Annotated in this window: 13 protein-coding genes; 9 read left to right on the forward strand and 4 right to left on the reverse strand. The window is 63.3% G+C overall.

Going from position 1 to position 12880, the window contains the following annotated elements; translation table 11 throughout:
• Window positions 1–4 precede the first annotated feature (4 nt).
• The 5 genes from ACIA48_RS18165 to ACIA48_RS18185 all read left to right on the forward strand — a co-directional run bounded on the left by ACIA48_RS18165 (window position 5) and on the right by ACIA48_RS18185 (window position 6291).
• Complete coding sequence (locus tag ACIA48_RS18165; protein ID WP_396734305.1) at window positions 5–1000, forward strand: alpha/beta fold hydrolase; 996 nt, start codon at window positions 5–7, stop codon at window positions 998–1000.
• Window positions 1001–1177: 177 nt separating this feature from the next.
• The gene (gene groES / locus ACIA48_RS18170) at window positions 1178–1480 is read left to right on the forward strand and encodes a co-chaperone GroES (RefSeq protein ID WP_041302834.1); all 303 of its coding nucleotides are present in this window, start codon (window positions 1178–1180) and stop codon (window positions 1478–1480) included.
• Window positions 1481–1561: 81 nt separating this feature from the next.
• Entirely contained in the window at window positions 1562–3187 is a 1626-nt protein-coding gene (groL, locus tag ACIA48_RS18175) for a chaperonin GroEL (RefSeq protein WP_396734308.1), read from the forward strand.
• A gap of 56 nt (window positions 3188–3243) precedes the next feature.
• Entirely contained in the window at window positions 3244–4770 is a 1527-nt protein-coding gene (locus ACIA48_RS18180; protein ID WP_396734311.1) for an adenylate/guanylate cyclase domain-containing protein, read from the forward strand.
• Window positions 4771–5967: 1197 nt separating this feature from the next.
• The gene (locus ACIA48_RS18185; RefSeq protein ID WP_396734314.1) at window positions 5968–6291 is read left to right on the forward strand and encodes a hypothetical protein; all 324 of its coding nucleotides are present in this window, start codon (window positions 5968–5970) and stop codon (window positions 6289–6291) included.
• Between the two features lie 28 nt (window positions 6292–6319).
• On the opposite strand, the gene ACIA48_RS18190 is transcribed toward ACIA48_RS18185, so the two are convergent.
• Entirely contained in the window at window positions 6320–6829 is a 510-nt protein-coding gene (locus ACIA48_RS18190; RefSeq protein WP_396734317.1) for a hypothetical protein, read from the reverse strand.
• Window positions 6830–6921: 92 nt separating this feature from the next.
• Between ACIA48_RS18190 and ACIA48_RS18195 the strand changes: the two genes are divergently transcribed.
• The 4 genes from ACIA48_RS18195 to ACIA48_RS18210 all read left to right on the forward strand — a co-directional run bounded on the left by ACIA48_RS18195 (window position 6922) and on the right by ACIA48_RS18210 (window position 9542).
• Window positions 6922–7233, forward strand: coding sequence for a hypothetical protein (locus ACIA48_RS18195; RefSeq protein ID WP_396735066.1), 312 nt, complete (start codon window positions 6922–6924; stop codon window positions 7231–7233).
• Window positions 7234–7282: 49 nt separating this feature from the next.
• Window positions 7283–7585: a hypothetical protein gene (locus ACIA48_RS18200; protein ID WP_396734319.1), complete on the forward strand. Its 303-nt coding sequence runs from the start codon at window positions 7283–7285 to the stop codon at window positions 7583–7585.
• 355 nt (window positions 7586–7940) lie between these two features.
• Window positions 7941–8891 (forward strand): NADP-dependent oxidoreductase, encoded by a 951-nt coding sequence (locus ACIA48_RS18205; RefSeq protein WP_396735069.1) that lies wholly within the window; start codon window positions 7941–7943, stop codon window positions 8889–8891.
• A gap of 54 nt (window positions 8892–8945) precedes the next feature.
• Window positions 8946–9542, forward strand: coding sequence for an HD domain-containing protein (locus tag ACIA48_RS18210; protein WP_396734321.1), 597 nt, complete (start codon window positions 8946–8948; stop codon window positions 9540–9542).
• On the opposite strand, the gene ACIA48_RS18215 is transcribed toward ACIA48_RS18210, so the two are convergent.
• From ACIA48_RS18215 to ACIA48_RS18225, 3 genes are all read right to left on the reverse strand, one after another.
• Window positions 9539–10954, reverse strand: a complete 1416-nt coding sequence (locus tag ACIA48_RS18215) for a sensor histidine kinase (RefSeq protein ID WP_396734324.1) — start codon at window positions 10952–10954, stop codon at window positions 9539–9541. The two genes, ACIA48_RS18210 and ACIA48_RS18215, sit on opposite strands and share 4 nt — an antisense overlap.
• 41 nt (window positions 10955–10995) lie before the next feature.
• Window positions 10996–11769 carry a response regulator transcription factor gene (locus tag ACIA48_RS18220; protein WP_396734326.1) on the reverse strand — a complete coding sequence of 258 codons (774 nt, stop codon included), beginning with the start codon at window positions 11767–11769 and terminating at the stop codon, window positions 10996–10998.
• A 122-nt stretch (window positions 11770–11891) separates the two neighbouring features.
• The gene (locus tag ACIA48_RS18225; protein ID WP_396734329.1) at window positions 11892–12194 is read right to left on the reverse strand and encodes a hypothetical protein; all 303 of its coding nucleotides are present in this window, start codon (window positions 12192–12194) and stop codon (window positions 11892–11894) included.
• Window positions 12195–12880: the final 686 nt, after the last annotated feature.

Below are 12880 nucleotides of genomic sequence, written 5' to 3' on the forward strand. Positions count from 1 at the left end.
CTGCGTGCACTACGACCTGCGTCTGAGGCCCGCGCAACCGACGACCCCTGCGCCCGATGCGTTCACGATCCACCGGCGCGAGGTACCGGCGACGGAGGGCCGCGACGGGCTGACGCTCGCGTTTGTCCAGGAAGGCCGCGGTGGATACCCGCTACTGCTGATACACGGCTACCCGGAGTCCAAGCGCATCTGGTGGCGCAACGTCGCCCCGCTGGCACAGGCGGGCTACGAAGTGATCGCGCCGGATCTGCGCGGATACGGCGACTCGGACCCGTCGAGTCAGGACGTGTACGACCTGGCGGCCTGGGCCCGGGATCTGTACCTGCTCGTCCACGACGTTCTCGGACACGACCGATGCGGGGTCGTCGCCGGTGATCTGGGTGCTGCGATCGCCGTCGACCTGCTGCACCGGTACCCGGGTTTCGTCGAAAAGCTGGTGTTCTTCGACTCCGTGCCGCCGTTCGTCTTCGACGACTACGTGGCGGCAGGCATCGACGTTGCCTCCATACGAGGACTTGGCGACGGGCCCACCGCCGACTACCGCTACCGGCAGGGCATGACGCCTGACGAGCTGGCCGCTGAACTCGACACCGTCGAGAAGCGCCGCCGCTATATTGCCGAGTTCTACGGGCACCGGTTGTGGGCGTCGCCGGGCACGTTCAGCGCGGCCGATGTCGACTTCATGACCGAGGCGTTCAGCGAGGAGTCGCAACTGCGGGCGGGCTGGGCGTGCTATCAGCTCATTCACGGTCGGCGGGTGGTGAGCGAGGCGCCGATTGTGGATCGCAAGGTCGACATCCCGACCCTCATCCTCTACGGCATGGACGATCAGGTGATCGGTCCGGACTTTCTGCACACCTGCGAGGTGGCTTTCACCAACCGGGCGGGTCCGGTCGTGGTTCCGGGGGCGGGCCACTTCCTGCAGTGGGAGCGTGCGGACATCCTCAATCCGCTGGTGATCGCCTTCTTCGGCGACCTTCGCGTTCGCTTTACGAGATAGGCATAGGCCGATCTTGAGTGCTAGCACTCTCATGTATAGAGTGCTAGGTGGCAGACGCCCAAACCCTGCGCCGGCACCCGCGACGACGGAGCGAGGCACGGACGTTATGCCGAACACCTGGTAATTGAGATCCCGGGATCCCCCGGGATCGACGACCCCAACTAAGTGGAGGGCTCCATCGTGGCAGTCAACATCAAGCCACTCGAGGACAAGATCCTCGTACAGGCCAACGAGGCCGAGACCACGACCGCTTCCGGTCTTGTCATCCCCGACACCGCCAAGGAAAAGCCGCAGGAAGGCACCGTCGTCGCAGTTGGCCCCGGCCGCTGGGACGAGGACGGCGAGAAGCGGATCCCCCTGGACGTTTCCGAGGGCGACACCGTCATCTACAGCAAGTACGGCGGCACCGAGATCAAGTACAACGGCGAGGAGTACCTGATTCTCTCCGCGCGCGACGTGCTGGCTGTCGTCAACAAGTAAGCACCCGTGTCCCGCCCCGGAGCTGCCCGTATAGACGGGTGAGTTCCGGGGCGGCACTCGTTCCGAACTAAAAGGACATTCATGAGCAAGCAGATCGAGTTCAACGAAACTGCGCGCCGGGCAATGGAAGCCGGGGTCGACAAGCTCGCCGACGCCGTGCGGATCACGCTGGGGCCGCGCGGTCGCCACGTGGTGCTGGCCAAGGCGTACGGCGGTCCGGTGGTGACCAACGACGGCGTCACCATCGCCCGCGAGATCGAGCTGGAGGACCCGTTCGAGAACCTGGGAGCCCAGCTGGTCAAGTCGGTCGCCACCAAGACCAACGACGTGGCGGGCGACGGCACGACGACGGCGACGGTGCTCGCCCAGGCGATCATCAAGGCCGGCCTGCGCAATGTGGCCGCTGGTGCCAACCCGATCGCGCTCGGCCAGGGCATCAGCAAGGCCGCGGACGCCGTGTCCGAGGCGCTGCTGGCAGCCGCGACGCCGGTCACCGACAAGACCGCCATCGCGCAGGTGGCGACCGTGTCGTCGCGTGACGAGCAGGTCGGCGAGCTGGTGGGCGAGGCCATGACGACGGTCGGTGTCGACGGTGTGGTGACGGTCGAGGAATCCTCGACGCTGAACACCGAGCTCGAGGTCACTGAGGGCGTCGGCTTCGACAAGGGCTACATCTCCGCGTACTTCATCACCGACTTCGATGCTCAGGAAGCGGTGCTCGAGGACGCGCTGGTGCTGCTGCATCGCGAGAAGATCAGCTCGCTGCCGGACCTGCTGCCGCTGCTGGAGAAGGTCGCGGAGTCGGGTAAGCCGCTGCTGATCGTGGCCGAGGACGTCGAGGGTGAACCCCTTTCGACGTTGGTGGTCAACGCGATTCGCAAGACGCTGAAGGCTGTCGCCGTCAAGGCGCCGTTCTTCGGAGACCGCCGCAAGGCGTTCCTCGAGGATCTGGCGATCGTCACGGGCGGACAGGTCGTCAACCCCGACGTCGGTCTGGCGCTGCGCGAGGTCGGCCTCGAGGTGCTGGGTTCCGCGCGCCGGGTCGTCGTCGACAAGGACAGCACTGTCATCGTCGACGGTGGCGGCACGCAGGACGCCATCGAGGGTCGCAAGGCGCAATTGCGTTCGGAGATCGAGGCGTCCGATTCCGACTGGGATCGCGAGAAGCTCGAAGAGCGCCTGGCCAAGCTGTCCGGTGGAGTCGCCGTCATCCGGGTCGGCGCGGCCACTGAGACCGACCTCAAGAAGCGCAAGGAAGCCGTCGAGGACGCCGTATCGGCAGCCAAGGCTGCTGTGGAGGAGGGCATCGTCACCGGTGGTGGCGCCGCGCTCGTCCAGGCCGGTTCGGTGCTCGGGCCGCTGCGCGAGTCTCTCAAGGGAGACGAGGCGGTTGGGGTCGGCGTGTTCGCCGCCGCGCTGTCCGCGCCGCTGTACTGGATCGCCACCAATGCCGGGCTCGATGGCGCGGTCGTGGTGAGCAAGGTGTCCGAGTTGCCTGCCGGGCAAGGCTTTAACGCCGCCACGCTCGCTTACGGCGATCTGACCGCCGACGGTGTCGTGGATCCGGTCAAGGTCACGCGGTCGGCAGTGCTGAACGCGGCGTCGGTCGCGCGGATGGTGCTGACCACCGAGACGGCGGTCGTCGACAAGCCGGCTGAGCCGGAGGATGACGGCCATGGCCACGGCCACGGTCATCACCACCACTAGTCAGTAGTAGTTCGAAACACCCCCGGTCGTGACGGCCGGGGGTGTTTTGTTTTGGCATGAACCGCATATGGCAGTGGGCGTGGGATCGGTATGCAACGAGGTACTCGTGGGCCTGCTGGGCGCTTACGCTTCCCTTGGCGCTGCCGGTCTATCTCGCCTGGTCGTTGGGCATCATCGCGTACGAGAGATCTGATCACTACGCGCAAGCGGCCGCGGTGACGATCGTTGCCGTGCTCGCATACTTGTATGTGGTGGTGGGTCCCGGCGGAAGGGATCCGCGCATCATCGAACGGTGGGTCGCTGGCGAGGATGTTGACCCAGAAAGCGCGCTGCGCGCCACCTACCACTATGGCCGGAAAGTGATTGCGAGGGGGATAGCCGTCACCGCTGTTTGGGTCGCCGCGCTGTTCGTTGTCATCGGGATGATTGCAGGGACGACCGGGTCGCGGTTGATTCAGTACGCGATTCTGGGCGCCATTGCCGGAACAGCCGGCCAGCTGATCACATTGCACAGCTACGTCGAATCAACGTTGCGGCCCGCTCGGGCTGCGATCGCCTCGGTTTCGGGTACGGAGATCGGCGATACTCTGCCTCGCTCTCGCCCCTCGTTCGCCACGTGGACCAACGTGGCCATGCTCGGGGTGGGGTTCGCCTTTGCCGTCGCGGGCGCAATTCTGGGAGCTGTGTTAGACGTGGCCACCCACGGTCCTGCGCTCGCCATGGCGATCGGTGGAGTACTGCTGCTACTTATCGGGCCATCGCTCTGGGCCGCGTATTCACCACTCCTGCAACCCATCCGCGATCTCGCCGCAGGAACTGAGCGTGTGGCGGCTGGCGACTACAGCCAGCGTCTGCCGGTGGTGCAGGACGATGATCTGGGTGCTTTGGCGGCGTCGTTCAATCGGATGCAGGCGGGTTTGGCTGAGCGGCAACGACTTCAGGCCGCTTTCGGCACTTACGTCGACCCATCCTTGGCGGCGCGGCTGCTTGAGCAGGGTGACGATGTCTTCTCCGGTGAGCGTCGTGAGGTGACGGTGATGTTCGTCGACATCCGTGATTTCACGCCGTTTGCCGAGGCGACACCCGCTGAGGATGTCGTCGCGCGGCTCAATGCCCTGTTCGAGGTTGTGGTGCCTGCGGTTGTTGATGCGGGTGGGCATGTGAACAAGTTCCTTGGTGATGGTGCGCTGGCGGTGTTCGGCGCGCCGAACGACCTTGCCGAGCATGCTGATGCGGCGGTGAACACTGCGGTGTTGATTCATCGACTGGTCGCCGAGCGCTTCAACGGAGAGCTTCGGATTGGTATCGGCATCAACACCGGTGTGGTGATCGCCGGCACGATCGGGGGCGCGGGCAAGTTGGAGTTCACGTTGATCGGCGATGCCGTCAACGTCGCCGCCCGAGTCGAGCAATTCACCAAGCAAACCGGCGACGCCATCCTTCTCACCGACCACACCGTGGACGCCCTGGTCTCTCGACCCCCTGAACTCATTGACCGGGGAGCGCACGCCCTGAAGGGAAAGTCAGCTCCCACAAAGGTCTTCGGCCTAGACCGGTCGGTGACTCCGGCCGACGGCCGATGACGTGGCTTCCACACCACGCAGCTCCCAGGCACTCATCCCAAGCGTTGATTAACCAGCGGGGGCTTGAAAACACGCTGGAGTGGGTCGACACAGCCGGCGTTCTATACCCAGATGATCTTTCGTCGACATGGAGTCTCATCTATTTGGCACTCGTCGGGAGAGCCCGCGAAATGCCACAGTGAGGCGGGTCAAGCCTCCGGCGAGGAGGACCGTCATGGGGTTGCTAGCTTCTGAAAGAGGATGCGCCGGGTCCGCCGCGCCAAGGTGGTTCCAGCGCAGCGAGTAACGATCTTGACGTGCTTGCAGATATCAATAACAGGGACGTCGAAGCCAGTTCTTCGCATCGCTTATTTTCGGAATAGTCAATCACAGTTAATTAGATTTGCTAGCGACGACAGTTTTTCGCTGAAAGTCAACGAAGAAGGTGGTTTCCGCCTCCTGCATCGGGGTAGCCAGTGGAGGGCGGGAAGAACGCAGCAGCAGGAGTGAGTTCACTATGAATCTAAATAGAATCGCCGCTACCGTAACGATGACCGGGGCGCTGAGCGTCACGGCCCTTGGCCTGGGAATCGGTGCAGCGCAGGCCGACGACGGGCATCGCGGATGCTGGCCGTGGCCGTGTGACGCCTTCCAGGGGCCTCCTGGACACAACCCCTTTGGCCCCCCCGGGCAAGTCAAGAAGGACCGATTCCTCGGACCGTTCCCGAACCCGGTCTACGGAGTCCCACCCGGTCACTGGGATGACCGGGGAATCTGGATTCCCTAGCTGACTAACCGACTGTGTCGGCCCGCCCCATCGGAGGTGTGAGGGCGGGCCTGACCCTCTACGCCTGCGTCTCTCCGACGCGAGATGGCTAGCCACGCCTCGCAATTGGCGTCCCGCCAACGCTTCTGTCGTGCAGCCTGCTTCTCCGGTGTCCGCTTCTGACACTCCACGCTGGTGGCGATCTGACCGGGACGCCCACGCTCTGAAGCGAAAGTCAGCCTTGGCCGCAGTCTTCGGCCCTGATTCCACGATGGGTCAATAGCGGAGTTTGCTATCCAACGCCCGGCAGCGATATCGGGCATATGCGCTCGGCAATTATGCAGGATCGACACCATTCGTGAGCAAAACGAGATATTTTTGCCGCCCGGGGACACAGTCGCTTAATTCGAGAAAAGAGACGACAGATGAACAGGATGTTGAAGAGATTAACGATGAGCAGCGTGACGGCCGTTGTCGCAGCAATCGGTCTGGCCGCCGCTCCTGCGAACGCGCAAGACCGCCACGTCGAAATCGTCAATGAAACGCAGCACGGAATCGTGCACTTCTATGCCTCGAACGTGGACCGCGGCACCTGGGAGGAGGACATTCTCGGCGAGAATGTTCTGCCGGTCGGCCAGTCGGTGAACATCAACATCGACGACGGCAGCGGGGCGTGCATGTACGACTTCAAGGCCGTGTTCGACGACGGCGAGGAACTGGTGCGTAACGGCATAGACGTGTGCACCATCGGCACATATACGTACACGGAAAGCTGAGGGAGGCGCCCGCTGTCGATGCGTCCCGTCAGCGGGCGGAGGTCGCCGTCGGCTGAGCGGACACGAGACGGAACGAGTCCGGCTGAGCGTCGTCAGGCGTAAACCGGACTACCAGGACGTCCGGTGGAAACTGGCCGGCCAGATCATTCAGTGTTCTGGGCAGGAATGCTTTGGCCTTGGCATTGCCGTACCAATTTGGGTCGGATGGGTCGACGCTAAGGCCGTTCACGGTGTCGATCGCGTCGTCCCAGCGTTGCACCGGATTCGGGCGTGCATCACCGAATCCCGTTGACCTGAGATAGGCATCTCCCTGTCCTGCAACGGTAATCGGTGTTGTGCCGCCGACCGGTGTCCCGGTGATCGTCCCGTTGACTGCGTCGGCAGTTACGGACGTCAGGCGCGCGGTGCACACGTTTTCGACAACGTTGGCGGGCACGCAGAACTCGGGCAGCGGGGCCGCTTGTGCTGGGGCCGCGATCAGGACGGCCGGAAACGCTAGGGCGGCGCCGATGACGGCTGCCGTGCCGATGGGTGTCACGCGAATTTAATCGGTGCGCTGAGCTGAAGAGTTACGCTGCCGATGTGATCAGGCGTTATGCAGTGGCAGGCCTTGCCGCCGCAGTCACGGCGATGACGTTCGTGTCTCCGTCGAGTGCCGCTCCTTTGGACCCGATTCCGGGCAACGGCTTCTTTCTCGTCGGACCTGACATCGCGGCGGGCCTGTACCAAACTGCGGGGACAGCGTCGGACTTCCAGATCTGGATCAACGATGTGCCGACACAGGACTCGATGTGCGTGTGGTTCACGTACAGCACGCCTGATACGAATAAGGACAATGTGGTTGCAACGAACATGTCTGTCGGTCCGATGATGGCGAACATCAACTCGACGGTGAAGGCCTTCGAATCACGTAATTGCGACCCCTGGACCAGGGTCCCCTGACATTCGGCGTAAATGGGTGACAAGCCGGTAGCCGGGGTATCCCGGGTGCATGGCGGAGTATAAAGGCGGCCAATGGAACGTCGCCGTGAAAGAGAACGTGGTTTACCTCGAGCGGGTGTCGGAGGACAACGAGCAGCTATTCGACGACTCGTTGGCGCCGGAAGAAGCGCGTCAATTGGCCCGGCTTCTGACGAAGCATGCGGACAAGATCAGTGAGCCGGGTGCAGCCTCCAAGGACGACGATTCCGATGAGGATGAGTCCGAGGATAGCTCTGACGACGCTGACGAGGATGAGTCAGACGATGACGATGACGAGTCAGACGACGATGATGACGACGACTCAGAGAGCTGAAAGGATTCGAAAGACTCGAAGGATTCGAAAGACTCCAAGGACTAGTCTTCCTGCACACTAATGCTTTTCGCGCGTCTGCCCCTACCTCCGCCGCCGTAGCCGCGCGTTTTACTGCTCGAACGCGCCGGTAGTCGGGACAACGCGCTGTCGCATCAACGTGCTGGCGACGGCTCGGCATCAAGCAGATGGTCGACGCCGTGGGTTCCTTGGTCGGACACGATTGCCCTGACGGCTGGATCTGAATGGCCTCCGTTTGCCGTGTCCAAGTGGCCCACGATTGTCGGGTTCTCGCGACTAACGTTGACGGCATGGAGTCGAGATGACCACGATGCTCGAACCTACAAGATCGAGCATCATGCGAGCGCTCATCGCGCGTGACCGTGAAGCCGGTATCGGAGCGCTGGCGTTAGGAGAGATGCCGTATCCGCATGCGGCCGAGAACGACGTCGTCGTCGCGGTGCACGCGGCAGGGTTCACGCCGGGCGAACTCGACTGGCCAGGCACTTGGACCGACCGCGCCGGACACGATCGGGCACCGACAATTCCTGGCCACGAGGTCTCCGGGGTCGTCGCAGAACTCGGGTATGGCACGACCGGCCTGACGGTCGGGCAGCGAGTCTTCGGGATCACCGACTGGGCCCGTAACGGCACTCTCGCGGAATTCGTGGCCGTCGAGGCCCGTAACCTAACGCCGCTATCGGCCGATGTCGACCACATTGTGGCTGCGGCGCTGCCGATTTCAGGGCTCACGGCGTGGCAGGGACTATTCATCCACGGGCGGCTCGCAGCAGGGCAGACGGTGCTGATTCACGGCGCCGCGGGCGGTGTCGGCTCGGTGGCTGTGCAATTGGCGGTAGAGGCGAGGGCTCGGGTGATCGGTACCGGCCGCGCCGCCGACCGAGAAGCGGTCCTGGAGCTGGGGGCGGAACTGTTCGTGGACTTGGACCGCGATCGGCTTGAAGACGTCGGAGAACTGGACATGGTCCTCGATGTGATCGGCGGTCAGATCCTCCGCCGCTCAGCCGCTCTGGTTCGGCCCGGCGGTGCGCTCGTCAGCATCGCGGAACCGCCACCGAGCCCTCCCGAGAACATCCGCGCGACCTTCTTCGTCGTCGAACCCGATCGGACGATGCTGGCCGAGCTGGAACACAGGCTCAAGGATGGGCGGATTCGACCACGCATCGGTGCGATACGTCCCCTCGACGACGCTGCTGCCGCGTTCGACCCGAAGCGCGCCGGTCGCGGTAAGACGATCATTCAAGTGGTCGACGATATGAAAACCACTGTCGAAAAGGTTGTTTCATGACGTCGGCGCTCGAGTTCGATCAATGACCATGGAAGTGCCATGAAAGGTCGTGCAATGGTAGGGATTGACGTCACGGGGCCGGAGACGCCTGCGGCGACTGCCGCGCTGGCGGTGGCCACCCGCTTTTACTCGCCCGCGCTACTGCACCACTGTCTCCGGTCGTACCTATGGGCGGCGAAATACGGAGAGGCGCACGGCATCAATTTCGACGAAGAACTTCTCTATGTCTCGGCGATACTTCACGACCTGGGCCTGACCGACGCGTTCGACAGCCACCGGGTGGACTTCGAGGTGGCCGGCGGAAACCTGGCGTGGGTGTTCGGGGTGGCGGCCGGATGGTCGGCCGAGCGCGCCGCTAGGGCGGAGGAGATCATCGTGCTGCACATGCGTCCCGATGTGCCCGCGAGCGTCGACCCCGAGTCCCATCTGTTGCAGGTTGCCACCGCTTGGGACGTCGCCGGACGTCGACCCGATGAGTTCCCGCCGCAACTGCGGGCGGAGATCCTTGCGCGCCATCCCCGACAGGGATTTAGCAGCGAGTTCATCGCGGCGTTCGAAGACCAGGCGCGACGCAAGCCGGACAGTGCCGCCGCAGCGTCGATTGTCAGCAACGGCGCCGGCAGGATCATGGCCAACCCACTGGACGCTTAGGTCAGGGCCGCTGGCGCCATCGCGGGCAGCGTCACCACGAACTCGGTCCGTCCGGGTCGTGACTCGACGCCGACCCTGCCGCCGTGCGCCTTCGCTATCGACGCGACGATCGCCAGCCCGAGGCCGGAACTCTCAGTTGCACGTGACCGCGCCTTGTCAGCCCGTACGAACCGACCGAACAAGTCCGGCAATAGTTGCGGATCGATTCCCGGACCGTCATCGGCGACCGACAGTTCGACGGTGTCACCGAGTGACCGCAGCGTCGAGGTCACCGTGACACCCGCGGGTGTGTGGACGCGTGCGTTCACGAGCAGATTGGTGATGATTTGGTGGAGATTGGCTCGGTCACCCCAAATCCAGATGTCGTCCTCGGGAAGCTCAGCGACGAACGTGTGTTCCGGGGCGGTCACCGCGACATCATTGATCGCATCGTGCACGACCTCGGTGATATCGACACGTTCGAAATGCAAGCCCCGGCGCTCGTCCAGACGCGAAAGCAGCAACATGTCGGAGACCAGAGTCGACATTCGGCGCGATTCGGACTCGATCCGTCCAAGTGCGTACTCGGTGGTGGACGGCAGCGACGGACCGTCCTGGCGGGTGAGTTGCGCGTAACCGTGGATCGCCGCCAGTGGCGTGCGTAATTCATGGCTTGCATCACTGAGAAACTGCCGCATCCGCCGATCGGACTCGGCGCGGCCGGCCAGGGTGGCGTCGACATTGGCGAGCAACCGATTCAACGTTTCGCCTACTATTCCGACTTCGTTGTCGGGATGAGAATCCGAACGTCGCACCCTTGCCGTGATCCGTTGATCGCCGTCCCTGAGGGCTGTGTCGGCCGCATTCGATGCCGTCGCGGCGACCCGGCGCAGCGGTCGCAGACTCAGCCGGACCAACACGACTGTGCCTACCGCGGCCATCAGAGCCGCCGATGCCGTGATCACTGCGACGGCTATGGTCTTTCTGGCAACGATCTCGCTCGCGCTGCGCATCGATACCGCCGATATCAACTGCTGCCCGTCGGCTTCCTCGCTGGCCACTCGGTACTTGCCGAGTGTGCCGAAGTTGACCGTCTGGGGCCGCTCGATCCAGCGCGTAGCCTCCAAAGCCCTGACAGCCTCCGTGGGCGCCTCCGCGGGGTTCTTGTCATCGTCGAAGAACGCCGACTCCACGACGCGACCGTCGCGCATGATCGCGATCGTCGTCCCGGAAGCCTGCCCGGTGAACTCAGTGAGCGCCTCGGTGCCTGATCGGCCCTGTGCCTGCGCCTCGTCTAGGCATCGTTTGAATGCGGCCAGTGAATGCCCGATCTCCGTGTCTACGGTTTCGGCGACATAGGTCTGCATGCTGTAGATGGAAATGGCTCCGACCGCCAGTACGCACAATGTCACGAGCGCTGACACACCAAACATCAACTGTCGGGCCAGTGTTCGAGGCCACCATCGCGGCGGCGTCACTGCTGGGGAATGAGCTGGTAACCGACGCCTCGTACGGTGCGAATCATCGGCTCTCTGCCGACGTCGATCTTCTTGCGAAGGTACGAAATGTACAGATCGACAATTCCGGTTTTGCCGCCGAACGAGTAACCCCACACGTCTTCGAGGATCGCCTCGCGGCTGAGGGCTCTACGAGGGTTGCGCATCATGAAGTGGAGCAACTCGAACTCGGTCGCGGTCAGATCAATGGGATCGCCGACCCGGCTGACCTCCCTGGTCGTCGGGTTCAGCACCAGATCGCCGACCCGAACTGCGTCTTTGTCCGGGGATCCGCCGTCGAGGGCCCGTCGGAGCAGACCGCGTAGCCGCGCGACCAGCTCGTCGAGACTGAACGGCTTCGTCATGTAGTCGTCGGCGCCGGAGGTCAGGCCGACAACGCGATCAGCGACCGAATCACGTGCTGTCAGGAACAGCACGGGTGTGTGCGGGGACCTCGCGCGTAAGCGCTGCAGCACCTGGAGACCATCGTGGTCAGGCAACATGATGTCCAGCACGACGACGTCGGGACGCATGGAATCGAACTTGGTGACGGCTTCGCGACCGTCGTGCGCGACCTCCACGACCCATGACTCATACAGCAGTGCCATCGTCACGAGGTTGGTCAGAGCCGGCTCGTCGTCGACGAGCAGCACCCGGATCTCCGTTCCGTCAGCGCGCCGGATCTGGGGAAGGGTTCCGAGAATCGCGGGTCTCGTTGTCTGAGAGCGAGGGTTGACCGACATCGTTGTCATGATTCAAGTCTCCAGACGACATACCTTGCTGTCACGGAACTCATAGCTGATTCTCAGTTTTCCCTTTTTGACCATACCGTTGAACGCGGCGATACACATTGGAGATCAACGACTTTCGAACGTCAGCAGACCATAGATACGTGAACGGTTGTCCTGGGCATCAGTGTCGCGACTCCCAGGACGGGGTGATTGGGCCGCAGCGGCGTTTGGGTAACCGGGCGGACCGATACCACCTCGCACGTGTTTGCAGCGCCGTTGCCGATTTTGTTGACGATCACGTTATTGCCGGCACGTTGCAGCTGGTTGATGACCTCATTGGGCGTCATGCCGCCGGACGGCGCTGCCGTTGCCAACCCTGCCACTGACAGTGATCCAGCGGCGAGAAGGGTCACGGCTGTTACCGCCGTCACAAACTTGTGCTTCATGGTGACTCCGTCCTTTCAGGAACGTCTTTCGTGCGGGACGTTCGTCGATACTGCGAATTCTATTGGTGCCCTGCGTAATACGGCAAAGAACTCAAACCGAACGCATAGAAAAGTGGCTCAGAAATTTGCGTTTCCTTTGAATCGGCCGCTGTCGGTTTGCGGGAATTGCTGCGGAGGGTAGATCTGGAGTGGCTACCACTGGCCACCAATCCCCGAGACGGAAAGTGTTGAGCGGATTGCCTTTTGACACAGCGGTAGCGCAGGTGGAGATCGATCACAGATCAGCAACAACGAGAAAGGTTGAGAACAAATGAAGTTGAAGCTCATCGCAGCAACAACTCCGGTAATCGCAGCAGCGGGTGTGGCGATAGGATTGCTAGCCGCGCCCCCCGCCGTCGCGAGCGTGGATCCGTGCAGGTCCGCCGTGTCGACATCGCGCTGCCTGGGACCGCAGGGTATCGACGGCTTCCAGGTGCCCAGCTCCAGTCCGGGTGCTGGCTTCGGTAATGGGCCTTACGGTCCGTGGGGTGGAGTTCCGCCACTTAGCCGGTGATCCCGCCCCTAGCGAGTCGTGGGGGGGGGGGGGGGGGGGGGGGGGGGGGCGGGGGGGGGGGGCGGGGGGGGGGGGGGGGGGGGGGGGGCGGCGCGGGGGGGGGGGGGGGGGGGGGGGCGGGGGGTGTGTTGTG

The sequence above is a fragment of the Mycobacterium sp. NPDC051804 genome (assembly GCF_044452905.1).
Lineage (GTDB): Bacteria > Actinomycetota > Actinomycetes > Mycobacteriales > Mycobacteriaceae > Mycobacterium.

What these genes read in the sequence shown, in the direction of transcription:
- ACIA48_RS18180 (WP_396734311.1), top strand. Translation starts at nt 3,244, where the DNA reads ATGAACCGCATATGGCAGTGGGCGTGGGATCGGTATGCAACGAGGTAC.
- ACIA48_RS18220 (WP_396734326.1), bottom strand. Translation starts at nt 11,769, where the DNA reads ATGACAACGATGTCGGTCAACCCTCGCTCTCAGACAACGAGACCCGCG.
- ACIA48_RS18200 (WP_396734319.1), top strand. Translation starts at nt 7,283, where the DNA reads ATGGCGGAGTATAAAGGCGGCCAATGGAACGTCGCCGTGAAAGAGAAC.
- ACIA48_RS18205 (WP_396735069.1), top strand. Translation starts at nt 7,941, where the DNA reads ATGCGAGCGCTCATCGCGCGTGACCGTGAAGCCGGTATCGGAGCGCTG.
- groL (WP_396734308.1), top strand. Translation starts at nt 1,562, where the DNA reads ATGAGCAAGCAGATCGAGTTCAACGAAACTGCGCGCCGGGCAATGGAA.
- ACIA48_RS18225 (WP_396734329.1), bottom strand. Translation starts at nt 12,194, where the DNA reads ATGAAGCACAAGTTTGTGACGGCGGTAACAGCCGTGACCCTTCTCGCC.
- ACIA48_RS18195 (WP_396735066.1), top strand. Translation starts at nt 6,922, where the DNA reads ATGACGTTCGTGTCTCCGTCGAGTGCCGCTCCTTTGGACCCGATTCCG.
- ACIA48_RS18185 (WP_396734314.1), top strand. Translation starts at nt 5,968, where the DNA reads ATGAGCAGCGTGACGGCCGTTGTCGCAGCAATCGGTCTGGCCGCCGCT.
- ACIA48_RS18215 (WP_396734324.1), bottom strand. Translation starts at nt 10,954, where the DNA reads ATGTTTGGTGTGTCAGCGCTCGTGACATTGTGCGTACTGGCGGTCGGA.
- ACIA48_RS18210 (WP_396734321.1), top strand. Translation starts at nt 8,946, where the DNA reads ATGGTAGGGATTGACGTCACGGGGCCGGAGACGCCTGCGGCGACTGCC.